Origin of the sequence: Sphingomonas pollutisoli (assembly GCF_029167165.1) — a bacterium.
In the GTDB taxonomy this organism is placed as follows: domain Bacteria; phylum Pseudomonadota; class Alphaproteobacteria; order Sphingomonadales; family Sphingomonadaceae; genus Sphingomonas; species Sphingomonas pollutisoli.
Map to the genome: position 1 here is coordinate 21,594 of NZ_JARFNJ010000008.1, position 22,932 is coordinate 44,525.

A 22,932-nucleotide genomic window follows, 5' to 3' on the forward strand; every position below is an offset into this window, starting at 1 on the left:
TCCTCGCTGATCGGCACCAGTGACCTGCCGGTTGGGCCGATAATCGAAGCAGTTGTTCGACCCTATCCTCCGGGTGTCGTGAACGCCCATCCGGGAGACGTGCGTGTCCTCTGCCGCAGAACAGAAACCGTCCTACGCGGCGCTCGCCGTGGCCGGCTACGGCGCAGTTCTCGGGTCGCTCTTTCCTCTCGTCGCCGTTTACTCCGTCGCGGACATATCCGGCGGGCTGCACGTCGCGGCCGACAGCGCCGCCCTCGTGAACACCTTCCAGAACGTAGGTGCGATCGGCGGCATCCTCGCAACCCCGGCGCTCGCGTTCGGGGTCGGACGGGGACGGGCGATGGCCGTGATAGGCGCCGGCTTCGCAATCAGCTCTGCGCTGTGTGCGATGGCACCGAACCTGCCGGTCATGCTCTTCGCGCGCACGCTGCACGGCGTGTTCGGCGGAGCGATGCCGCTGATGTTCATGCTGCTCGTGATGACGACGCTGATGCCGGGCAGGGGACGCTTCGAGGGCATGGCGCTCTTCGCGACGTCGACCTCCCTGTTCTTCGGATTGGCGGCGACGGTCGGCGGGGCGCTCGTCGATGCGTTCGGCTGGCGGAGCCTCTTCTGGGCCCAGGCCATCCTGGCGCTTCCCTACTGGTTCCTCGCGCGTCGGGTCATGGCGCAGGAGAGGGGACGGATCGAGGTATTGAAGGGGGCGGACTGGCCGGCCTTCACGCTGCTCTCCCTCGGCCTCGCGCTGATCGTCATCGCCGCCTCCGAAGGCGAGCGCCACTTCTGGTTGGAGGCCTGGTGGGTGCCGGCGCTGCTGCTCGGCGGCAGCGTCATGGCGGGGTCCGCGGTCGTCCGCATGCTGAGGACGGAGAAGCCGCTGCTGTTGCTGTCGGTGTTTCGCCGGGCGACGTTCACCTGGGGGATCGTGCTCTCCGTGTTCTTCCGCTTCGGGCAGATGTTCGCCGTCTACATCGTGCCGTCATATCTCGGGCGCGTGCAGGGATACCGCCCGATCGACACCGGGGCCGTCCTTCTCGCCATGATGCCGAGCACAACGATCGCCCTGGTGATCTCGTATCTCTGGGGTCGTCGTCTCGACAGCCGTTGGCTGCTTTCGGCCGGGCTGGCCAGCTTTGCAGCGGCAGCCGCGCTGTGCGTTCAGCTGACCCCGGATTGGGCGGCCGATCAGTTGCGCGTGGGAGCGGCCGTCGCCGGGTTCGGCATGGGCTTGTTCAGCGTCGCCGTGCTCCGGTTCGCCACCTATCAGGTGACCATGCAGGACGGCCCGACCGTCGGCATGATCTTCAATCTGACCCGCGTCTTCGGCATCGTGTCCGGCCTCGGTATCCTCTCGCACCTCGTGGTTGAGCGCGAGAAATTCCATTCCGCGATCCTCGTCGAGGCGATCGGCGCGACGTCGCCCGAAACAGCGCAGCGGCTTGCCCAGACGACCGGTGCCTTCGCGCGGTTTAGCAGCGATGCGGACGATGCGCAGGCGGCGGCCCTGACGGCACTCGCCAGGGCATCCGGTGGACAGGCGTTCACACTCGCCTTCTCCGACGCCTTCTTCGTCTCCGCGATCGCGCTCGGCTTGGGCACGATTCTCGTCTGGGCGCTGCCCGCTGTGCCGTCCGAGGAGCCGGTTCCTTCCAGGAAGACCGAAACGAAGGGGAAGACCGCATGAGCACGACCGCACCTTCACGCCCGGAAGCGGTGGCGGGCGGCGCCCCCGCCGCGCCGGCGCCCACGACCTGGAGCGCGGGGGCGCGCGTCGTCGCGGCCGTGCTGCTCGGCGGTGCCGCGATCCTCTCGGTGGCGGGCCTGTATGCCTATGGCCCGGGAAGCGTGGCGTTCGTCTCGACCGACAACGCCTATGTGAAAGGCGACGTCACTTTCGTGTCCCCGAAGGTGCCGGGATATGTGACCGCCGTCCTGACGGAGAACAACGCGAAGGTCTCGCCGGGACAAGTGCTGATACGGATCGATCCGACCGACTACAACTCGGCGGTCGCCGACACGGAGGCGGCGATCGCCCAGGCCAAGGCGTCCCTCGGTCAGATAGCCGCGCAGCAGCGGTTGCAGGATTCCCAGATCCGGGCGGCCGACGCGAGCGTGACGTCTGCGAAGGCAAGTGCGGTGCGCAGCGGCGCGGACTTCGAGCGGTCGAACGCCTTGGTCGGGCAGGGGGCGGTCAGTCGCCAGCTGTTCGAGGCGGCGCAAGCGGAGAACGTGCGGTCCCGGTCAGCCGTCACCCAGACCGTCGCTCAAGCCGACGTCGCCCGCAAGCAGCTCGGCGTGCTCAGCGCCCAGCGCCTCACCGCGCAGGCGCAGCTGCAGAGCGCCGAGGCTAAGCTCATGCGCGCCCGCGCCGACCTCGGCCGGACCGCGATCGTCGCGCCGCGCGAGGGCCGCGTGGCCGCGCGCAACGTGCGGCTGGGCGAATACGTCAACACTGGCACGCGTCTTCTTGCGATCACACCGACCACCGGGCTGTGGATCGAAGCGAACCTGCGTGAGACGCAGCTCGCGCGCATCCGGCCGAGCGACCGGGTTCAAGTCGGCATCGACGCCGTCCCGGACGTGACGTTCTGCGGCGTCGTCGAAGGCACTTTTGGTGCCAGCGGCTCGGAGTTCGCGGTCATCCCGCCCGACAACGCGACCGGCAATTTCACGAAGATCGTCCGCCGGTTCACGGTCCGCATCCTGATCGATCCGAAGCAGCCGGGTCTCGACAGGCTGGCGACCGGCATGTCGGCGACGTCCCGCATCGAGATCGGCTCGCACGTCGACGGCCGGTCGCATGGCGGGCTGATATCGTGGCTGGTGGGTGGTTCCTTCCGTTGCGGGAGGCCGTCGTGAGGTCGCCGATCGCTTTGGCCGTCGCTGGCCTGCTCGCGGGCTGCGTCACACCGCCGCATCTTGGGCCGGCGCCCGAGGTGAAGGCACCCGCGACCTACCGCGGCGCGGAGACCTTCTCGGCGGCCGGAGCGGCCTGGCCGATCGACGACTGGTGGGCGGCCTATGGCGACCCTCAACTGAGTTCGCTGATCGAGGAAGGGCTCTCGAATGCGCCCACCATGGCCCAGGCATCGGCCCGCCTGCGCCGAGCGGAGGCGCTGGCGGGAGTTGCGAACGCGGCCCTCCTTCCTTCGGTTTCTGCAGATGGCTCTCTTACGGTGAGCAAGCCCAGCACCAATGACGGGATACCGGTCACGCCGGAGCGGCGGGGCTATCACGACAGCGGTCGCGCGAGCCTCGGTTTCAGCTGGGAGCTGGACTTTTGGGGCAAGAACCGGGCCGCGCTCGCGGCCGCGACTTCGGATGCCGAGGCGGCGCGGGCAGACGCCGCAGCGGCGCGGCTGGTCGTTTCGGCATCGATCGCCGCGACCTATGCGGATCTCGTCCGCCTCTACAACGACCGCGACGTGCTTCAGGAGACGCTTAAGGTGCGGCAAAAGTCGCTCGAGCTCGTGAGCGCTCGGGTGCAGCACGGGTTCGATTCCGACTCCGATCTCGCGCAGGCCCAGGCTGGACCGCCGGCGGCGCGTTCCGAGCTGGCGCAGGCCGACGAGGCGATCGGCCTCGCGTGCAATCGGCTGGCCGCGCTTCTCGGCGCGGGGCCGGACCGCGGGCGCTCAATCGCGCGGCCGATGACGCCGGCTCTCAAGGCATTCGGCCTGCCTGCCAACCTGTCCGTCGATCTGCTGGGGCGGCGTCCCGACATTGTCGCGGCGCGGTCCCGGGTAGAGGCTTCCGCCAAGCGGATTAAGGTCGCCAAGGCACAGTTCTATCCAAACGTGAACTTGCTCGGCCTGATCGGCTTCCAATCCCTCGGTATCGGCAACCTGCTCAACAGCGGCAGCGACATCGGTACAGCCGGACCTGCGGTCAGCCTTCCTATATTCGACGGTGGGCGCCGACGCGCGAACTACCGCGGCGCACGCGCGGACTACGACCTGTCAGTGGCGACCTATGACGAGACCCTGACGCAGGCGCTGCGCGAGGTCGCCGACGTCACAGTCAGCAGCAGGCAGCTCACGGAGGAAGTCGCGGGTGCGAATACCGCCCTGACGGCCACCGAACGCGCCTATCGACTGGCGCAGTTCCGCTACACCGAAGGCGCGGCCGACTACCAATCCGTGCTGATCGTGGAGGAACGTCTCCTGCTTCGCCGCCGTGTCGCCGCCGCGCTCCAGTCCCGGAGCTTCATCCTGGACGTGGCGCTTGTCCGCAGCCTCGGCGGAGGCGTGATGCGCTAAGGCGATTGCTCCGCCTTCGACGCCGGCCGCCCTCGGTGGCGAGACCAGTTCCGCGACCAGGATCCCGACGCTGATGGCGTGTTCGGCCGACAGGTAGCGTGTCTCGGTCTGGATGGTGCGCTGACGCCGGCGCCGGGTGTCCTGGCAGACCGTTTGCAGGTCGTCGCCGAGGTCGTTGAGGTAGCTCGACAGGTCGATCCAGCCCTCGCGGTCGGCCTGGTAGAGCCTGCGGTGGATGTTGCATGCGCCGGCGGGCGGGCATCGCCGAGACGGCGAATTCGGATTATACGAAGGTGGAGCGCCTCCGTCGGCCTACTCTAGAGGATCGCCGTTCGTTCGGCCGGGCGGCCGTGCCTCGAGCGTCGGACCGTAGTGCATGACGAACCGCGTGCCGGGCATGGCGTCCTCCCAGCGGCAGGTCGCACCGAGACGTCCGACGCTGGCACCGATGATGCGCGAGCCGAGGCCCGCGTTCGAACCCGATGGCCCGGGCGAGTAGCCGCGCCCCTCGTCCTCCACCGTCAGGCACCAGCCACCCGCTTCCAATCCGGAAAGGCCGATGCGGACGACGCCGGCTGCCGATGCGGGATATGCGTGCTTGCAGGCGTTGCCGACGAGTTCAGCGACGAGGATGCCGATCGCGCTCGCCTCGTCGGGGGTGACGAAGACGCTGGTGCCCTCGAAGTAGAGGCGGCGCTCTCGCCCGGCGTTCTCGCAGACGCTCCTGAGATCGCGCGCGAGATCCTCGATGAAGTCGCAAAGGTCGAGGTGGTCGATCGCCTCGATCTTGTAGAGGCGGCGATGGACGTTCGCGATCGCGTGAATGCGGTTCCGTGCGGCCTCGAGGACCACGACGGCGCCCGGGTCGGCGATCTCACGGCTATCGATCTCGATGAGCGAGGCCAGCAGCGCGAGGTTGTTGGCGATTCGGTGGTTCATCTCCGCCGCCTCGTGCGGAGATGCCGCGAACGCCGTGGTCGTCCCGGTCATCACGTCGTCTCCCCCGAGGTGTTGGGTAGTTTCTCCGGGCCTCGCTTGGATGGTGGCCGGCGGAGTTGATCTCAGTGGTGCTCGTCGGGCACGGTCAGCGGTCCGTCATTGTCGTCAACGACGAAGATGGCGAGCAGCTTCGCGGGCTTGGTCTTGCTCGCGTTCGCGCTGACGCCGTGCTTGTCACCCGGGCTCTCCGTCCAGTATTCGCCCGCCTTGAAGGTCTGCGGTTCGCCCCCATTCACGCCGCTGATGATCGCGCCCTCGAGGACATAGGCGACGATGAAGGCGGATTTAGCGTGGGTGTGTGCGGGCGACTTGTCGCCCGGGGCGTAGGTGACGAGTACCGTCTTCACCGATTTGCCGGGGATGTTGGTGATCCGATGGGAGAATTCCGGCTTGATCGAGGTGAGCACCTGGGCCGCCTTGGCGGTCTGGGCGTTCGCCGCGTTCGGGGCGATGAGTGTGGCTGCGAGCATGGCCGCGAGGGTGGAGCGCATCGATGTTCCTCTCTGGTGAGCGAGTGGGTTGGTGGAGCCTGCCTTTGTGCGCGCTCAGGCGGCGGCGGGCATTCGCTTGCTGGCCAGCCAGTCCTCGAAGGTGGTCGCCTGGATGTGGACGTCGGTTCCCGGCAGCAGCGTGTCGTCGGCCAGCGGGGCACCGAAGTAGGTGCCGTTCGGATCGGCCTCGATCTTCACGGTGCCGCCGGTTTCGCGGACATAGCGTTGGGCGAGCTCGTCTATGCGGAAGACCTCGGGACCCGCGATCTCGTATGCACCGTTGACCGGGTCGGCGAGGACGCGTTCGACCAGCGTCTCCGCGACGTCCTCGGCCGCGACGGGCTGAAACCGTGCGTCGGCGAGCCGGGCGACGCCGTCGACCGCTCCCATCTCGACCATCATGGGCACCAGTTCGAAGAACTGGGCCGCCCGCACGAGCGTGAAGGGAATGGGCCCCCGGAGGATGTGCGCCTCTTGCGCGACCTTGCCGGCGATGTAGCCGCTCTCAACCAGCCGGTCGCTGCGTAGAACCGAAAGCCCGACGTGGTGGCGGACGCCGGCGGCGATCTCCGCAGCCATGATATTGCGTGCTGCGGTCTCGAAGAAGCCCATGGAGGCCCTGCGGTCCATCGTGATCTTGTTGGTGACGTCTACGACGACTTGCGCACCGTGAAGGGCATCGTCGAGCCCATTGCCGGAGATGATGTCGACGCCAGTGTCCGGCGCCGCGGCGACCGCCTCGTGGCCCAAATCCCTCAGCTTGGCAACGACCTTCGAACCGACCTGGCCCGTGCCTCCGATGACGACTACCCGCATCACATGCCTCTCAGTTTCTGATTGCGTGGCGTTCTCAATAGCGGGCTGACCGGTCGGTTTGGATTATAGCTAGGTCCCGTTCCGGCTATACGAAGGTCGAGGCCCGTCGCCCGTCAGCGCGGCCATCCTAACCCCAGCGCCCCTGCATCTCCGACCGATCCCGGATCGTGAGCGGCTGGGGCGACATCCAAACTTCCGGACGATCCGGCTGCGCCCACCGCGTGGTGGTGAGCGCAGGGAGCCGCTTCCCGTATCGATCGGTCATGAAGCTGGGAGCGCCTCATGGCGGTGGGTTCGGCACGACTCGTTTTCTGTCTGCCGATCGCTCTCGGAACGCGCAGCAGGCAATGCTCGCGACCGACATCGTCGCGTTGATCGAAGCGCCGGGATCAGGCGCGCCACGCTTGGCGGCTTCGACTGGGGCGCCCGCTCGGCCTACATCGCGGCGGTACTTTGGCCGGGACGGTGCGCGGGTCTGGTGTCCGTAAGCGGCTATCTGATCGGAAGTCAGAAGGCGGAATTGGCCTGTTGGTATCGGTTCTACTTCGCGACCGAGCGCGGCCTCGCCGGATAGGCGCCCAGGTGCAGGGCCTTCAATGAGCAGATCTCGCGCGTCGCGTCACCGCGGGCTTGCCGACCATCACGACGGCGGGTGAGGCCAACGGCGCGCCGCATCCCGAGCCTGTCGCCTGCCATGCCAGGCTCACGTCGCGATACGAGCATCGGCTGATCCGCGGCGGGATCGGTCACAACCTCCCGTAAGCGGCGCCGAGGGAGTTCGCGCAGGCGATCCGGTCGATCGCGTCGGGCGCGTGAGATGCATCAGGCCGCCGCCGTTTCAGGATCTGCCGTCAAGACGGCTTCCGACGTCGCGCGAGGACCGGCCTTTGCCCTGTATTGTCCCGGGGAGACGCCGAACTTCCGCTTGAACGCCGCTCCAAATGCGCTGTCCGACAGGAAGCCGATCGAACGCGCGATGGACGAGGCGGACTCGCGACCTGCCCTGAGGCGCGAGGCGGCGATGGTGAGCCGCCAGCCTGTGGCGTATTCGACCGGCGTCGCGCCCACCCGTGCGCGGAACCGGGCCGCGAATGTCGAGCGCGACTGCCCCGCGACGTCCGCGAGATCCTCCAGCCGCCAGAGTCGGGCGGGATCGGCGTGGATCGCCCGGATCGCCGCGGCGAGTGGCGGATCGGAGAGACCGCCGATCCAGCCGAGTGCGTTTTCGCCCCGGCTTTCGAAATCGGCCCGGAGCGCGTGGACGAACATCAGGCGGAGGATGTCGTCGCAGGCCGCACGGGATCCGGCCTTGCCGCTGCGCCATTCACTGTCAAGCTGGTCGAGCAGCCAGCCCAAGGGTGCCGCCGCCGTCGCCGCGCCTTCTATTACCAGGGTCGATGGCAGGAGGTCGAGGATCTGCGATGCGCCGTCCGGACCAAATGTCACGCTCCCGCCCAGCAGGTCGACGTCGTGCCCAACGCCATACCGTCCGGCCAGCGCGTCGTCGCCGAACGCCAGCGCCGCATCGACCGGCTCGAGCGCTGGATCGCTGGTCAGGACGAACTCTGCACACTCCTTGATGACGACGCAGTCACCAGCGCGCAGATGTCGCTGGTCGTTGCCGACCACCAGCCAGCACTCCCCCTTGCGCACCACGTTGAACTTGCAGCTCTGCGGCCTGAACCGCAGCGACCACGCGCCGCCCGCCTCGAGCCGGACGGAGCAGGCGGGTTTTGCGTGCACCATCTCGAGAAGGTCCGAAAGCGGATCGACCGGTGCGTTCTGGATTATCACGACAGAAATTCCGACGATGGATGATGTCTCGTCCAGGCCATATGGCGTAGAATAGCGGCATGACAACTCCTCAGACCCCAATCCGCTCGGGCTTCGGACCCGCATCGACCGCAGGCGATATCATGAAGGACATCGATCTCGCCGGCACCACCGCTATCGTCACGGGAGGCTATTCGGGTATCGGCCTCGTCACGACGTTCGCGCTGTCAGATGCCGGTGCCACCGTCATCGTGCCGGCGCGCGACATGGACAAGGCCGCAGCGGCCATCGATGGACGTCCCGGTGTTGAACTTGCCGCGATGGATCTCACCGATCCGCGCTCGATCTCAGATTTCGCCCGGCGATTCCTTGACAGCGGCCGTCCGCTCCCGATCCTGATCAATAGCGCGGGCGTCATGGCGACGTCACTGTTCCGGGATGCCGACGGCCACGAGGGGCAGTTCGCGACCAACCATCTCGGCCACTACCGCCTGGTCTGTGCTTTGTGGCCGGCCCTGCGCGCGGCGGGCGCGCGCGTCGTGGCCGTGTCGTCTCGGGGGCATCAAATCTCCCCGGTGCATTTCGACGACATCGACTTCCGGGATCGCGAATACGACAAGTGGCAGGCCTATGGGCAGTCGAAGACCGCCAACGCGCTGTTCGCGCGCGGTCTCGACTGTCGCGGGGCAGAGCATGGCGTCCGCGCTTTCTCCCTTCATCCCGGACAGATCATAACCGACTTGGCGCGCCATCTTTCGAAGGAGGAACTGAACGGCTTCGATGCCTTCGATGGCGAGGGTCGGCCGAAGATCGATCCGGAAGCGGGCATGAAGAACGTCGAGCAGGGTGCGGCCACCAGCCTGTGGTGCGCGACGAGCCCGGCGCTCGCCGGCCTGGGCGGCGTGTATTGCGAGGACTGCGACATCGCCGGCATCAACGAGAAGGAGGTGGGCCGCAAAGGCGTCGCGCCTTGGGCCGCGGATGACGAGGCGGCTGAAAGGCTGTGGTCTCTGTCCGAGGACTGGACCGGGGTGAGTGTCTGAACATTGCGAGGATGCTTCGTCGCGCAAAGTCTGTCGTTGTCCGTCGCATCGGCTCGAGATACCTTGAGATCCACCCTTTTTGCGCATCGTTTGATACGTTTCTGCCAGATCCTGGGATTTAGAACGATCCGTTTTGATTGCAGTGTTTTCTCTGAAGGCGATTTGCGGCTGATGGTCAATTCGAGCAACCCGGACAGGTCATCGAGGCGCTGGACGATCACTTGGAAGACCTTGCTCTCCATCTGGTCCACTGCCCGCGCACGCCCATCAATGACGCGCCGAGCACGATCCGCCGGTGCCGCTCGAGGGGCTTGGGCCACATAGCGAGGTATGCGACGTCCATTTCGTCCTCCAGTGTGATGAACGTCGTGCCCTGGGTGGATCCTCGCTTCTGGCGCAACACTGTTGCTGGAGCGCAAGGCGCCTGTGGATGGAGCGCCGCTCCTGTAATGTCCGAGGAGGAGCGATAGGCCGAGACGCTGGCCGTCGAGCGCATGCGCGGCGACCGCCCGAACGGTCATGTCGCCGAGCGGATCGGGGAGCTGACCATCCGCCGTGACGAGGCCGGCGTCGCGCCGTGGAAGGCGATCGCCGAGCGCCTCGACGGCCTCTCGGGGTGGAGGAGGCGCGGCAGTAGCCACGCCATGCGCCCCGTCCGATCCGTCGGCGATTGTTCAGCCGCGTGTCTGGGCGAGGAAGACCTGACCCACCCCGTCCGGCAGCGCCGCGACCTTCTCGGCGGTCAGGACGATGGTGGGCAGGCGGACGGTGAAGACGGCTCCGCCGAGGCCGCCGTTCGATGCCAGGAGCGAGCCGTTGTGGGCCTCGACGATGGAGCGCGACACGGCCAGTCCGATCCCGAGCCCAGCGCTTTTCGTGGTGAAGAAGCTGTCGAAGATGCGCGTCAAATGGGCCGCCCCGATGCCCGGGCCGCTGTCCTTCACCTCGAGCGCCAGCCATCCGTCGTCGAGGAGGCGCGTCACGATGTCGATCGCGGGCCTAACGGACCCGGACTTCTCCATCGCCTGCATCGCGTTGATGATGAGGTTCACCATCACCTGATTGAGCTGGACGTGGTCGCCCGGCAGCGTGGGCAGTTCCTCGTCGAGGTGCAGGCGCACCTCCACCGCCTTTGCGAGTATTTCGTCGTTGAGGATGAGGAGGGCTTCGCGCACAACGGCGTTGAGATCGACATCCGACCGTTCGACTAGGACGCCCGATGACATGTCGCGCATGCGACTGATGACGACGTTCGCGCGCTCCGCATCGTCCAAGATGCATTGGATACGGCTGGCCGCCCGCCTCAAGTCGGGGGGTGACTTTGAGAGCCAGCGCAGGGCCGTAGCGCCGTTGGTGGCGATCGACGACAGCGGCTGGCTGACCTCGTGCGCGATCGAGGCTGCGAGCTCGTTCGTGGTGGACGTGCGCGCGGCGTCCGCGAAGCGGGCCTGCGTGCGCCGCAGCTCCGCCTCAGCCCGTATCTGGCCGCTCATGTCGATCATGCCCATCAGGCTGTTCCCCAGCCGCGGGTCGTTGATGGGAAATGCCATCGAGAACAGGACCGGCACCCGCTGGCCGGCGACGCCGCACACGACTGTCTCCTCGATCACGTCTCGGCGACCGGAGTATCGCGCCATGAGGATACGTCGGAAAGTATCCGGGCGGGCCTGCCAGAAGACGCGCACCGGCCTCAGGATCGAACGGGGCGTGCCGTCGCCGAACATCTTCTCGGCATGCTCGTTCGCCTCCGCGATGCATATCGTGTCGAGTGCGCGCTCGAAGGCGGCCGGGTTCGCCCGCAGATAGGCGTCGAAATCCGTCACGCCTTGGCGGCGCGACTCTTGGAACATCGCCAGGCTTCCCCGAGAGTCGATGCGCAGAAGCGCGATGGGCATCGCATGGAAGAGCTGACGGTAACGCTGCTCGCTCGCGCGCAGGCGGGACGCGGTCTGGTCGATTGCCTCGATCATGGCGAAGACGAGCCGGATCGAACCGGGCTCGACCAGCCTCGCTCCGACCCTGACGGGCACGTGGTCGCCGGGAAGAGTCCGGGCGGAGATCTCGACCGGGGTAGGGCAGGCGCCGGTCGCAGCGGCCGCGAGAAGCGACCAGAGGGCATGGAAGTCCCGGCCGGAGACGATCTGACCGAGCGGCTCGCCGACGAGGTCGCTCGGGTCGAAGACGCCGAGGAGCTCTAGCGCGCGCGTGTTGGCGCGCTCGATCATCCAGGAGAGGTCAGGTGCGCTACCGACGCATCTCAGGAGGAGCGATGGCGTAAGGTCCTCGATGAGATCAATGTAGGGATCGGCATTCGCGATCGATGGTGGAGATTGCGCAGGTGGACTTTGGAGCGGGATTGGCCCCCCTTCTGGTATCGTGCGCCGGTTGGACATGTCTGGAACCCCTCGGCCACCGACTTGGATGTGTCCTGCGATTCTACCGACCGCCGAAATCGAAGTCCTTGTCTCCGTCTTGTCTTTCCATCGTTGCGGAGCATTCCGTTGGGAATACCCAAACGGGTAAGGCTACGACGTGCGGGATGGGTTAGGATACTTGGTCACGCCTCGTCACGTCGATAAGACAGCCCAGTGTTACGGCCGGCGAGGCCCCGGAGAAGCCACCCGAATGCAGTTGCGGTTTGAGGATTTCATCTTGGATAGCTCGCTGCGCGAGTTGCGGCGTTTGGGTGTCGAGGTGTCGCTGCCGCCCAAGGTCTTCGATCTGCTGTGCCACCTCGTGCAGCATCGTGATCGCGTCGTCACGAAGGACGACTTGCTTGCCACGGTGTGGGAGGGCCGGTTCGTCTCGGAGTCGACGCTCGGAAGCCATATCAACGCCGTTCGCCGGGCGCTCGGCGACGACGGCGTCCAGCAGCGCGTCGTGCGCACGATCGCCCGCAAGGGTTTCCGCTTCGTTGCCGAAGTCGCCACGGATCAGGGCCGTGAACTGATCGAGAGCCCGCGATACTCGGCTCTGATGATGCGGAACGCGGAGGCGGGTGGGCTGCCGTCCATTGGCGTGAGGCCGTTTGCGACCGAAGCCTCGGACTGGTTCCAGAATCAGGTGGCGGAAGGCGTCCGCGAGGAGCTGCTGGTGGCGCTAACCCAGGAGCCCATGCTGCACGTCGTTGCGCTGGGGCGTGGCGACGAACCGGCAAACCGCAACGACGGTGTCGACTATCTCCTAACGGCGAGCGTCCGGGGGGCGGGGGACAGGTTTCGTATTTCGGTGCGGCTGCTCGACGCTTCGAGCGGGCGACATCTCTGGGCGGCCAGCTTCCTGTCGTTCCGCGAGGATTTGCTGGGGCTCGAGGAAAGCGTTTCCTCGCGCGTGCGCGCCGCCGTGAGGGGGCAGTTGGAGCGGGCCGAAACGGAAAGGGTGCGCCGCAAGCCCGACTCTGCGCTCGGCGCCTACGATCACTTCCTTATCGGACAGGCTCTCATGGGGCGAGGAGGGCGCGCCGACGTCGACGCGGCGATGTCACACTTCCGCGTCGCGCTGACCATCGATCCGGAGTTCGGGCCCTCATACGGCGGGCTCGCCTGGTCGCATGTGCTGCGCAAGCACGGGCTGTGGATGGACGACATCGACCGCGAGAGCGCCGAGGGCGCCCGCATCGCCGAGTTGGCGGTGCGCATGAATGACGACGACCCGACCGCTGTGATCCGCGGAAGCTATGCGCTCGGTCACTTCGGTGAGGATCTCGGGATATGCGCCGCCTACATGGACAAGGCGCTACGGGCGGATCCGCGGTCCGCGCTTGGTTGGTATCTCAGCGGGGGCCAGTTCCTCTCGGCGGGGCGCCGTGACGAGGCCATGCGTCGGATCGCGCGGGCGGCCCGGGCTAACCCGAACGAGCGCGAGAGCGCGGACATAGCCATCCTGACGACTCTCGCGCATCTTCTCGATGGCCGCGCCGACGCGGCAACCGCGAACGCCGAGACTGCATTCTCCCTGGCGCCGAGCAACCCACGCGCCTTCGGGCTCCTGGCGGCGAGCAACGCACAGGGCGGTCGTCGGCGCGAAGCGGCACACGCTATGCACCTGCTCCTGCGGCACAGCCCCGAACTGCGGGTCGGCAGCGTCAAGTCGTGGATACACCTGCGTCACCGGGAGGATCTCGAAATCTTCGTGGACGGCCTCCGGAGCGCCGGGCTCCCGGCGTGACCGATTTCCGGACGGGCGGATCCGACAGTTCAACGACCATTCAATTGTTCTTGATTGCGCCTAAATCCCGCGTCTCGCCACCGGCAGGGAGACCTACATGAAGGCGACGACGCTCATGCTTGTAAGACAATTGGACTTGGAAGCGGCCTCGCTCATTTGGTGCGCTCCGGACAGCGAAGGCTCGCGGTCGTTGCGGCATCAGGGTGTCCGCGCACTGGACCGTAGGCTCTACACCGCCACCGGGGCCCCTCGATCGAGATGACAAGGAGATGGTCATCTTCCATGCATCACATGCAGCGACCCGAAGCGAACTCATCGAGGCGCGGGGCACTTGAGTGCCGCACGCGCATCTCGCCCGGGTGAAAATTCAGACGCGCATTGACCGGCAAGATCCGATCGTCGCGCGGCTGGTGCCGCGGGCGTTCCATGGGCCTGCAGCTGCTCGGAGATACCGTGGCGCGACTACGGATTCGATGGAAGGGGCCTTGCAACCCACTTTGTCAGGCCGGGTTCTACAACGGAGCGCACCGGGACAGCGACAACGTCGATAGCACGATTGCGCGTCTCGCGCAGGAGGGGAGGGACGGCGACCGCAAGGTCTGGTAGATCGAGGTGGTCGGCCCTGCGCCAGAAGAGTGGTGGTTGGCGGCGAACGTCTCCGCCGTTTCCACCAATCCCAAGGCGCTCGGCCTTGAATGGATCCGCATCACTAATCGCGAGCGCTGGGCATCCTAATCGCGTCGTATCACTGAAGGGGCGGCCGAATCGAGTGCAGGCAACACGGACTGGCTGCGTTGGGCGATTGGTCAGGGATTGTCCCCAGAATCACTTCACGCAAGGGTGAGGCCACCGTCCACAGCGAGGTTCACGCCGGTCACGAACCTGCTGTCGTCTGAGGCGAGGAACAGTGCCGCGCGTGCCAGATCGTCTGCACCACCCATGCGGCCGAACGGAATCATGCGGGCGGACTGCTCCTCTATCATCGGCGCCGCCTCGGCGGGGAGTCCGAGCTTGCCGATGATGGGCGTGTCTGTCGGACCGGGGCTGAGCACATTCACGCGGATGCGCCGGTCCTTGAGCTCGAGCGCCCAGCTGCGGGCGAACGCTTCGATGGCCGCCTTCGTCCCACCGTAAACGGCATGACCGTCGAGCACCTTGTGCGTGGCGATCGAGCTCACGAGGATGATGGATCCTCCGTCGTTGAGGAGCGGCATGATCCTCTGTACGCCGAAAAAGGTGCCGCGCGCATTGGCGAGAAACTGCATGTCATAGTCGGCTGGCGTCACCTCGGCGGACGGCTGTATGCGGATCCCGCCCGCGTTGGCGACGTAGATGTCCGCCTTGCCGAATCGCTCGGAAACGAGGGTAGCCACCCGGTCGTGCGTCTCGATATCCGCGACATCCCCGATAACGCTACATGCGCGTCCGCCAAGCTCGGCCACCGCCGCCTCTATCGCATCGCCGCGCCGACCAACGATCACGACCTGCGCGCCTGCCTGGATGTAGGTGCGCGCGGTCGCGAGCCCGATTCCGCTGTTGCCGCCGGTGATGACGGCCACCCTTTTATCTAGCTTGTTCATCATCAACTCCGTTTCCTGGCGACGATGTGATGATTCCCGTCTTGGAGCGCTAGCGCTTCAAATGGCAGTTAAGTTGTTCCATATTGTCTCCAATGGACCATCTCAGCGTCTTTATCCGCGTCGTTGAGGCGGGATCGTTTACGGCTGCGGCGCGGATAACGGGAACGACCCCTTCCTCGATATCGAAGAGCATGGCTCGATTGGAGGCCCGACTGGGTATCCGGCTGTTCAAGCGGTCGACGCGCGCGTTCGGTCTGACGCCGGAGGGCGCCATCTATTTCGAGCGTGTCGCACCGCTGGTTCGCGGCATCGAGGAGGCGGGAGATGAGGTATCCGGCCCGGCCGCTGCGACGGGCCAACTCCGTATCAGCGTGCCAGCGGACTTCGGGCGGTTGCTGGTCAACGCGTTGACCTGTCGTTTCCTCGAAGAGAATCCCGGCGTGCGTCTCGATCTCAGCATGAGCGATCGGCATGTGGATGTGATAAGGGAGGGATACGATGGCGCGGTCCGCGTCGGGTACGTGGCCGACACCGGACTGATTGCCAGGCCGCTGGGCGTCCTTTCGCTCGTGCTGGTCGCATCGCCGCAGTATCTCGGACGGCGCGGGATGCCAGAATCGATCAGTGCTCTCGGCGCTCACGATCACGTCCGCTACATGCTGGCGGGACGGCCCTTCCCGATAGCCTTCGAGCGCGGCGACTTCGTCCCGCCCACGGGACCTTTCGATGCGGATAGCGGCGAGGCGCTTCGGCTCGCTGCCGTGAATGGGTTGGGCATAGTGCAGATACTGCGCGCCTCGGTTCACGAGGAATTGCTTGCTGGTAGGCTTGTGCCAGTCCTGGCGGACCATGCGCTTCGGCCGGTGCCAATCCAAATCCTGCATGCCTTCTCGCGCATCGTGCCCCTCAGGGTTCGGGCGCTTTTCGACTTCCTGGATCTGGAGATTGGACGGCTGCGCTCGTTGTGAGTCGAACGCATCAACTCCTATCTGGACCTGACGCCTGTCGATTGCGCCGCGTGCGGATCACCTGTCGATCATACGAACCGGAAGGTGCCGACGGCGGGCCTCGAACGGCCGCTACGGCATGCCCCTACCGGCCGCCGGCGTGACCTACCCATCCGTATGACTACCGCGGCGGGACCTTGGGCCTAAGCTGGCGTGGTGCGGGCCGCCGGGGCGTCGTGTCGGGTGACGATCTTGCGGCAGGTCCGGTCGGACCGCGTGTTGGTGCCAGGTGGCTTGCCTCTCGTGCACACATCATGAGTATAGGGCGGTGAGCGGGTGTTTTGCGCGGCCACGCCTTCGTCCTACAACAGGGTTCGTCGCGAGGGCTGCGTCGCCGCACGATCTGTCGGGAGACCGCGTTCGCGGTAACGGCGAGGCCGCGAAAGGGTGGGGTTTGTCCGGTCGCTGGAGTTTGGGAACACTGCTGAGGTGGTTCGTGCTGGTGCTGCTTTCGCTCGGGCCCGGACCGGCTGCGGCCGCGGAAGAGCCGGCATCGTCAGCATTCGCCGCCTACACGCATCAGAAGTGGGGCCGCGAGCGCGACGCGCCCAAGCAGATATATTCCGTAGCTCAGGGGCGCGACGGATATCTCTGGCTCGCGACCACGCAGGGCCTCTACCGCTTCGATGGCGTCCGGTTCGAACGTGTCCGAGCGCCGGACGGACCAAGCAACGGCCCGCCGTCGGCCGTCATGGTGACGCGTGCTGGCGACGTCTGGACGAACTTCTCGGAATCGCATCGGTTCGCCATCTACCGGGGTGGGCGTCTCAGGACGCTGCCGCCGTCGCCCGCGACACACCGGGTCTCCATCATGCGGGAGGGGCCCGACGGGTCCATCTGGGTGCTGACGGACGCCGAGGACGAACCGCTGCTCCGCTACAAGGGCGGCAGGTGGCGCGTCTACGGTCGGGCGCAGGGAATCCCCACCGGCAACCCCTTCGACATGGTTGTCACGAAGGATGGCATCGTCTGGCTCACCCATGCCGAGACGGTCCTGAGACTCGACGTCGCACGCGACGCGTTTTTCGGGTTCGCTGGCCGGGACGCGACGATCGCGCGCCTCTCGATTGATCCCGACGGACGGATCTGGCTCAGCGACCAGCTAGGAACCCACCCGATTACCGGTCGGAACGGACGCGGCGCGCCGCCTCGGCTGCGGGTACCCTACGCGACGGACAAGCCCCAGATCCGGGGCTTCACGATGTTCGATCGGGCAGGCAATTTCTGGATGGGGACCGAGTATCGCGGTGTCCAGCGGATCACGCGACCCGACCCTCGCGGTGCGAGGACAAGGTCCGAGGCAGGCTCGGTGGTCGAGCGATTCACGACCCAGAACGGTCTAACGTCGAACATCACGCATAGGCTCTTGCAGGATCTGGAGGGCAACATCTGGGTCGGCACCGAGAAGGGCGTCGATCGGTTCCGTTCGGCCTCCGTCGTGACCGAAGCGAAACTCGACGATCCACACGTGTTCGGCGACATCCTCCTCGCGGCGCGCGACGGCAGCGTTTTCATCGCCCAAGCCAAGAATATCTATCGCGTGCCGCCGGGCGCACGGCCTGTGCGGATCCTGAATGCGGGGATCCTCCCAAGCACAATGTGCGAGTCGCCCAACGGCGAGATCTGGATCACGCTGGATAACCAGGTTGTGGTCTGGCGAGGTGGTAGGATAGTCGGCCGCAGAGCCGACGTGCCGACCTTTACCACCCTCTACGACTGCGCCTTCGACGCTCGCGGCGACTATTGGATCAGCGCCGCGCGGGGCGGACTGTTCCGCCTTCGTGGCGATCGGTGGGAGCGTAAGTTCGGGAGGACGGGTCTGGACTTCCGACCGCGGTCGATGCTCTCGGATGCGCAGGGGCGTGTGCTGGTCCAGTGGAGCTACCGCACGCTGCGCTACGCCACCTCGTCCGGCGAGATGGCCATCCCGTTCTCGATCCGCGATCCGCAGCCGGTCACCCTCTACGTTCCGCCAAGGGGTGTGACGGCGGCAACCCTCTACGTCGGCGGTCCGCTCGGGGTGGCGCGCCTGGTCGGTGCCCGGTGGCAGTGGCTGGGGAAGGACCGGGTGCCGAGTCTCGTCGACGTGAACGGCATCGTCGTGACACGCGACGGCGACCACTGGTTCGCGGGCAGCGCGGGCGTTCTCCGAATTCGGGCGTCAGAGGTGGACGCGGCCTTCCTGACCGCAGGTCGACGGCCGAAGGTAACGCATTTCGACGAGGACTCCGGCCTTCGCAGCATGCCCCACGATCACAGCCGGCATTCGATGGTGCAAGGCGGTGACGGCCGGCTCTGGATCGCCACGCAGGGCGGCATGTCGTGGATCGATCCGGCGAGGCTCAGCCGGAACCCGTTCGCGCCCAAGCTGTCGATCCGGGCGGTCCGCGCCGGCCAGCGGATCTTCCATGACCCGAAACACGTGCGGCTCAAGGCCGGCCAGTCCGACGTCGAGATCGATTTCGCGGTGCTGAGCCTGTCAAACCCGGATCGGACTTCGGCTAAATACCGCATGGATGGCCAGGACGCGCGCTGGATCCCGAGCGGGCATCGCCGCGAGGCGTTCTACACGAACCTGAAGCCCGGCACCTACCAGTTCAGGCTGGTCGCTGCGAACGAGGATGGCGTGACGAGCGCAAACGAGGCGTCGGTGACTATCGAACTCGTCCCCACGTTCGTGCAATCAATCTGGTTTCTGGTCGTGCTCGCGGTCGCGACCGTTCTGATCATCTGGTTTCTTCTGCGGCTGCGTGCCCTTCAGGTCGCATCGCAGATGCGCGTCCGGTTGGAGCAGCGTCTGATTGAGCGCGAAACCATCGCCCGTGACCTGCATGACACACTCCTCCAGGGCGTGCAGGGCTTCGTGTTCCGCGTCCAGGCGGTGGCCAACCGGCTCGCGGCCGGCAGCGACGAGCGCAAGGCGCTGGAGCAGACGCTCGACCGAGCGGATGAACTCGTTTCGAAGGGCCGCGATAGCGTGCGCGACCTCAGGGTGAACGACGGACGGAACGACCTGCGCTGGACGCTGCAGGAAGCTGTCGACGAGGCGCTTCTGGACGACGCCGTCGACGTCCAGATCACCGAGATCGGCACCCCGGAGACGATCCACCCACTCGCGCTGAAGGAGATCAAGGCGATCGTCGGAGAGGCGCTGTTCAACGTCGGTCGGCACGCGGGTGCGAAGGAGGTTGAGCTGGTGGCGAGCTACGGGCGACGGACTTTTCGGCTGCGTGTGCAGGATGACGGCCGGGGCATTCCGGACGAAGTGCTCGGCAGCGGGAGCAGGGACGGCCACTTTGGCTTGGTCGGAATGCGCGAGCGGGCGGGCATTATCGGCGGAAGGCTCGCCGTGCGTAGCTCGAAGGGGGAGAGGACCGAGGTCGTGATCGATGTTCCGAGTGCGGTTGCCTACGACAGGCTCGTCCGCGGGCGGTCGTGGCTATCAAGGTTCTGGTTCCGCCGTGACCGCTAGAGTTCGAGAAAGCCCCGGCGCGTCGCGGTGATCGCCGCCTGGGTGCGGTCGGTGGCGTCCAGCTTGAAGAAGACGTTCTTGAGCGCGACCTTAACGGTTTCGGTTGAGACGCCGATGTTCTTTGCAATTTCCTTGTTCGTGAGGCCGCGGGCGACCATCCGCATGATCTTGATCTCGCGGCCGCTGAGGTGCTCGCTCACCGGGTGCTGCTCGAAGTCCTCCAGTATCTCGTTCTGGACGTAGGTGCTTCCTGAGTGAACCCGCCTGATGGCATCCAGCAGCTGAGTCCGAACGCCGCTCTTGAGCAAATAGCCGCTGGCGCCGGCTCTGAGGAGAGAACGCGCGGGAACGTCCCCCTGGTAGTTCGTGAGCACAATGATGCGGCCGGCGGGAAACTCGTCGCGGATCGCGATCACGGCGTCGAAGCCGTTCATGCCGGGCATCTGCAGATCCATCAGGGTGACGTCCGGCCGCAGTTCGCGGTACCGTTCCAGCGCCTCGATCCCGCTGGACGCCTCGCCACACAGTTCGATGTCGTTCTGACCGCCGACTAGCGCCGATATGCCGTCGCGAAGCAGCGGATGATCGTCCACGACGAGAATGCGAATAAGGGAATTCACGGCAACCATAGCACCCGTCTCACCTTCTCTCTCGGGCTTGTGCCTGTCTAACTGCAATCCGTTCTCCAAGCGACCGGATTAAATTTCCGACCGCCACCCACTTGGGTATTCCAAAGCTCACGGTCTCGATCAAATTCTCCCAGCGCCGCTAGCTGTGGTCCGTATTGGCGCGGTGAAGGGGGCGCGGATCCGGTCCGAAATGAACTTCGCCATGATCTCGCCGCGGATGTCTCGCGAACATCGGCTGGGGCAGATGTGGAGATGGCGGCAAATGTGCGGATGACGCGTAGCACCTTGATGCGCGTGGGCGTCGATCGCGGCCGTTCTCGTGTCGTTCGGCCGCAAGCCACCCTTGGTGCCAAGCAACGCCCGCGAGGTCGCAGGCAGGATAGGAGCCGGAGATGAATTCGAGTTCGACGGAACGCGCGAGACGTTTAAACCCGGAAGCGACAGCGTTGACTGATGCACTGGCGGTGGTCGGCCGTATCGCCATCGCACCGCTATTCCTGCTGAGCGGGATAGCGAAGCTGACGAACCCGGCGACGTTCCTGGCCTACATCGGGTCCGCCGGCCTACCTTTTCCAGCGGGAGCTCTCGGCGCGGCGATCCTTATGGAGTTGATAGGAGGAGCGCTGCTCGTTGTCGGCTATAAGACGAGGGTGGTTGCCGCCATGGTCGCGGCGTTCACGTTGCTGACTGCAGTGGTCTTTCATCACGACCTTGCCGACCAGACCCAGTTCCTGTTCTTCTTCAAGAACGTGGCAGTCACTGGCGGGCTGCTTCAGATCGTGGCGTTTGGCGGCGGCCGATGGAGCATTGATCGCAGCTGATAAGATGGCCCGGCTGCGCGGTTGAATATGGGTTATGCTCAGATCCTCCGGGGGAGGCGAGCGCCATCCGGACGATCCGGGGTACGGGTCGCTCAGCATTCGCGCGCCCTGGCCACCATCGTTGCGGTGCGTGCGGCGGCGTTCGTCAGGTTCGCAGGTGCCTCCTTGGTAATGGCCGCATCGACCGTGCGGACAGTGGCCTTCGCCATTTGACCATCGGTCAGGCCGCCGAAGTCAGGATTCTTCAACAATGCTGAAGCGGTGTCGCGCTCGGCCTCCGCCGCGCCGCGTTCACCGGCAATGGTCCAAAATCGCTGGAACACCTCGGTACGCTTGCCAACCTGCGAGAACAGCTTCCTTGGCATGCATGCGCCGTTCCGGGATCGCTTCGCGGTCGAGATGGGTAAGCTTCTCGAGCAACCACACATCCTGCAACAGGGCCGGCCCGCGCGGCCCGGCGGTCATGATGTTGATGTTGTCGACAACCGGGGCGCCCGCCGCGTTCGTCAGGTCCTTACGGCCCATGAAATCCTCCTGTGTTCAAACGGGGCCGCGCGTTCGGTCTTTCGTACGGTGACACGGCACCGGCATACGATTGGGATCAGAGTCTAGGATTGGCTATACGAAGGGCGAACCTCGTTCCGTTGCGCCCTCGACCTTGGTCCAAAGCGACCCATACCTAAGCTCCTCTCCGGCTCGCACCCTGTCCGATTGGGGCACGGTTCCTGCCGCGCCATAATTGCGGTTATCGGAGGCGTCTGTCTTCCGATCCAAACCGTCAGGAGGGTTCATGCCGAACCATTCAAGATCGAGATCGGTCGAGATCGACCGCCGTGATCTGCTAGCCGGAGCGATCGGCGTTGTCGCTGCGGCAAGCTTGCCGTTCGCAGCCAACGCCAGCACTCCCCCCAGCCGCGCCCCCGCATATCGCAAGAGGACAGATACAATGAGCTACGTGACCACAGCCGATGGCGTAGAAATCTTCTACAAAGATTGGGGTCCCAAGACCGCCCAGCCGATCGTCTTCCATCATGGCTGGCCGCTGAGCGCGGATGACTGGGATGCACAGATGATCTATTTCCTCAACCAAGGCTTCCGCGTTATCGCACATGATCGCCGCGGTCATGGCCGGTCGAGCCAGGTCAGCGATGGCCATGACATGGATCATTACGCTGCCGACGCCGCTGCGGTGACTACGCATCTGGATCTCCGCAACGCCATTCATGTCGGCCACTCGACCGGCGGGGGCGAGGCGACCCATTATGTCGCGCGCCACGGAAAGGGACGCGTCGCCAAGCTCGTACTGATCGGCGCGGTGCCGCCGATCATGCTGAAGACGGCGAGCAACCCGGGCGGCCTGCCAATCGAAGTGTTCGACGGCTTCCGCGCGGGAATCGCCAAGGATCGCGCGCAATATTACCTCGATATCCCGAGCGGTCCATTTTACGGATTCAACCGACCTGGCGCGAAGCCCATCCAAGGAGTGATCGAAAATTGGTGGCGCCAGGGCATGATGGGTAGCAGCAAGGCCCATTATGACGGCGTGAAGGCCTTCTCCGAGACGGATTTCACCGAAGATCTCAAGATCATCGACGTCCCGACGCTCCTCATGCACGGCAGCGACGATCAGGTCGTGCCGATCGCGGACAGCGCCATGATCGGGATCAAGCTGCTCAAGCACGGGACGTTGAAGGTCTACGAAGGCTTCCCTCATGGGATGGCGACGACCCATGCGGACGTCATCAACCACGACCTGCTAGCCTTCATCACGCGATGACACTCGGCGGGAGGCCGCAGTCCGATGCGACCGCGGCCTCCGTTCGCACTCCGGATTACGCGATCGTCCTTCAGAACTCAGATCGAATGTCCGTACGC

General features: G+C 65.6%; 16 protein-coding genes and 2 pseudogenes. 10 read left to right on the plus strand and 8 right to left on the minus strand.

The genetic code is table 11. The features are described 5' to 3' along the window. The first annotated feature begins 103 nt into the window (after positions 1–103). The 3 genes from PX554_RS17615 to PX554_RS17625 are packed head-to-tail and all read left to right on the plus strand — an operon-like array spanning position 104 to position 4,259. The gene (locus PX554_RS17615) at positions 104–1,684 is read left to right on the plus strand and encodes an MFS transporter (RefSeq protein WP_275503847.1); all 1,581 of its coding nucleotides are present in this window, start codon (positions 104–106) and stop codon (positions 1,682–1,684) included. Next, on the plus strand, positions 1,681–2,859 hold the full coding sequence (locus PX554_RS17620) for an HlyD family secretion protein (protein WP_275503848.1): 1,179 nt from the start codon (positions 1,681–1,683) through the stop codon (positions 2,857–2,859). Before PX554_RS17615 ends, PX554_RS17620 begins: the two co-directional genes overlap by 4 nt. Further along, entirely contained in the window at positions 2,856–4,259 is a 1,404-nt protein-coding gene (locus PX554_RS17625; protein ID WP_275503849.1) for an efflux transporter outer membrane subunit, read from the plus strand. The genes PX554_RS17620 and PX554_RS17625 overlap by 4 nt, the downstream gene beginning before the upstream one ends. Positions 4,260–4,571: 312 nt before the next feature. On the opposite strand, the gene PX554_RS17630 is transcribed toward PX554_RS17625, so the two are convergent. The 4 genes from PX554_RS17630 to PX554_RS17645 form a co-directional block, all read right to left on the minus strand. Then, positions 4,572–5,249: a sensor histidine kinase gene (locus PX554_RS17630; protein ID WP_275503850.1), complete on the minus strand. Its 678-nt coding sequence runs from the start codon at positions 5,247–5,249 to the stop codon at positions 4,572–4,574. A gap of 71 nt (positions 5,250–5,320) precedes the next feature. Next, entirely contained in the window at positions 5,321–5,749 is a 429-nt protein-coding gene (locus PX554_RS17635) for a cupin domain-containing protein (protein WP_275503851.1), read from the minus strand. A 54-nt stretch (positions 5,750–5,803) separates the two neighbouring features. Beyond that, positions 5,804–6,565 carry an SDR family oxidoreductase gene (locus tag PX554_RS17640; RefSeq protein WP_275503852.1) on the minus strand — a complete coding sequence of 254 codons (762 nt, stop codon included), beginning with the start codon at positions 6,563–6,565 and terminating at the stop codon, positions 5,804–5,806. An 822-nt stretch (positions 6,566–7,387) separates the two neighbouring features. After that, a complete protein-coding gene (locus tag PX554_RS17645) occupies positions 7,388–8,464 on the minus strand; it encodes an AraC family transcriptional regulator (protein ID WP_275503853.1) in 1,077 nt (358 codons plus the stop codon). On the opposite strand from PX554_RS17645, the gene PX554_RS17650 reads away from it, so the two are divergent. Both PX554_RS17650 and PX554_RS26680 read left to right on the plus strand, forming a co-directional pair. Further along, positions 8,419–9,381 carry an oxidoreductase gene (locus PX554_RS17650; RefSeq protein ID WP_093225838.1) on the plus strand — a complete coding sequence of 321 codons (963 nt, stop codon included), beginning with the start codon at positions 8,419–8,421 and terminating at the stop codon, positions 9,379–9,381. The two genes, PX554_RS17645 and PX554_RS17650, sit on opposite strands and share 46 nt — an antisense overlap. 479 nt (positions 9,382–9,860) lie before the next feature. Next, positions 9,861–9,983 (plus strand): annotated as a pseudogene (locus PX554_RS26680) (DUF6961 family protein); the annotation flags it as partial. 72 nt (positions 9,984–10,055) lie between these two features. Here the strand turns inward: PX554_RS26680 and PX554_RS17655 are convergent. Continuing rightward, positions 10,056–11,606 carry a PAS domain-containing sensor histidine kinase gene (locus PX554_RS17655; protein ID WP_176787235.1) on the minus strand — a complete coding sequence of 517 codons (1,551 nt, stop codon included), beginning with the start codon at positions 11,604–11,606 and terminating at the stop codon, positions 10,056–10,058. Between the two features lie 400 nt (positions 11,607–12,006). Between PX554_RS17655 and PX554_RS17660 the strand changes: the two genes are divergently transcribed. After that, the gene (locus PX554_RS17660) at positions 12,007–13,548 is read left to right on the plus strand and encodes a winged helix-turn-helix domain-containing protein (protein WP_275503854.1); all 1,542 of its coding nucleotides are present in this window, start codon (positions 12,007–12,009) and stop codon (positions 13,546–13,548) included. Between the two features lie 830 nt (positions 13,549–14,378). Here PX554_RS17660 and PX554_RS17665 read toward each other — a convergent pair. Beyond that, complete coding sequence (locus PX554_RS17665; protein ID WP_275503855.1) at positions 14,379–15,128, minus strand: SDR family NAD(P)-dependent oxidoreductase; 750 nt, start codon at positions 15,126–15,128, stop codon at positions 14,379–14,381. A gap of 92 nt (positions 15,129–15,220) precedes the next feature. Between PX554_RS17665 and PX554_RS17670 the strand changes: the two genes are divergently transcribed. Together PX554_RS17670 and PX554_RS17675 are read left to right on the plus strand one after the other, a co-directional pair. Then, positions 15,221–16,096 (plus strand): LysR family transcriptional regulator, encoded by an 876-nt coding sequence (locus tag PX554_RS17670; RefSeq protein WP_275503856.1) that lies wholly within the window; start codon positions 15,221–15,223, stop codon positions 16,094–16,096. Between the two features lie 475 nt (positions 16,097–16,571). Continuing rightward, positions 16,572–19,607 carry a sensor histidine kinase gene (locus tag PX554_RS17675; RefSeq protein WP_275503857.1) on the plus strand — a complete coding sequence of 1,012 codons (3,036 nt, stop codon included), beginning with the start codon at positions 16,572–16,574 and terminating at the stop codon, positions 19,605–19,607. Here the strand turns inward: PX554_RS17675 and PX554_RS17680 are convergent. Further along, on the minus strand, positions 19,604–20,236 hold the full coding sequence (locus PX554_RS17680; protein WP_093225847.1) for a response regulator: 633 nt from the start codon (positions 20,234–20,236) through the stop codon (positions 19,604–19,606). The two genes, PX554_RS17675 and PX554_RS17680, sit on opposite strands and share 4 nt — an antisense overlap. A 392-nt stretch (positions 20,237–20,628) precedes the next feature. On the opposite strand from PX554_RS17680, the gene PX554_RS17685 reads away from it, so the two are divergent. Beyond that, positions 20,629–21,057 carry a DoxX family protein gene (locus tag PX554_RS17685; RefSeq protein ID WP_093225848.1) on the plus strand — a complete coding sequence of 143 codons (429 nt, stop codon included), beginning with the start codon at positions 20,629–20,631 and terminating at the stop codon, positions 21,055–21,057. 263 nt (positions 21,058–21,320) lie between these two features. On the opposite strand, the pseudogene PX554_RS17690 reads toward PX554_RS17685, so the two are convergent. After that, a pseudogene (locus tag PX554_RS17690) lies at positions 21,321–21,582 on the minus strand (catalase); the annotation flags it as partial. Positions 21,583–22,003: 421 nt separating this feature from the next. On the opposite strand from PX554_RS17690, the gene PX554_RS17695 reads away from it, so the two are divergent. Further along, positions 22,004–22,834 carry an alpha/beta fold hydrolase gene (locus tag PX554_RS17695; RefSeq protein WP_218123163.1) on the plus strand — a complete coding sequence of 277 codons (831 nt, stop codon included), beginning with the start codon at positions 22,004–22,006 and terminating at the stop codon, positions 22,832–22,834. The last annotated feature ends 98 nt before the right edge of the window (positions 22,835–22,932 follow it).

Coding starts and splice junctions, on each gene's coding strand:
- PX554_RS17620 (WP_275503848.1), top strand. CDS start 1,681: ATGAGCACGACCGCACCTTCACGCCCGGAAGCGGTGGCGGGCGGCGCC.
- PX554_RS17630 (WP_275503850.1), bottom strand. CDS start 5,249: ATGACCGGGACGACCACGGCGTTCGCGGCATCTCCGCACGAGGCGGCG.
- PX554_RS17635 (WP_275503851.1), bottom strand. CDS start 5,749: ATGCGCTCCACCCTCGCGGCCATGCTCGCAGCCACACTCATCGCCCCG.
- PX554_RS17640 (WP_275503852.1), bottom strand. CDS start 6,565: ATGCGGGTAGTCGTCATCGGAGGCACGGGCCAGGTCGGTTCGAAGGTC.
- PX554_RS17650 (WP_093225838.1), top strand. CDS start 8,419: ATGACAACTCCTCAGACCCCAATCCGCTCGGGCTTCGGACCCGCATCG.
- PX554_RS17645 (WP_275503853.1), bottom strand. CDS start 8,464: ATGCGGGTCCGAAGCCCGAGCGGATTGGGGTCTGAGGAGTTGTCATGC.
- PX554_RS17655 (WP_176787235.1), bottom strand. CDS start 11,606: ATGATCGAGCGCGCCAACACGCGCGCGCTAGAGCTCCTCGGCGTCTTC.
- PX554_RS17660 (WP_275503854.1), top strand. CDS start 12,007: ATGCAGTTGCGGTTTGAGGATTTCATCTTGGATAGCTCGCTGCGCGAG.
- PX554_RS17665 (WP_275503855.1), bottom strand. CDS start 15,128: ATGAACAAGCTAGATAAAAGGGTGGCCGTCATCACCGGCGGCAACAGC.
- PX554_RS17670 (WP_275503856.1), top strand. CDS start 15,221: ATGGACCATCTCAGCGTCTTTATCCGCGTCGTTGAGGCGGGATCGTTT.
- PX554_RS17680 (WP_093225847.1), bottom strand. CDS start 20,236: ATGGTTGCCGTGAATTCCCTTATTCGCATTCTCGTCGTGGACGATCAT.
- PX554_RS17685 (WP_093225848.1), top strand. CDS start 20,629: ATGAATTCGAGTTCGACGGAACGCGCGAGACGTTTAAACCCGGAAGCG.
- PX554_RS17695 (WP_218123163.1), top strand. CDS start 22,004: ATGAGCTACGTGACCACAGCCGATGGCGTAGAAATCTTCTACAAAGAT.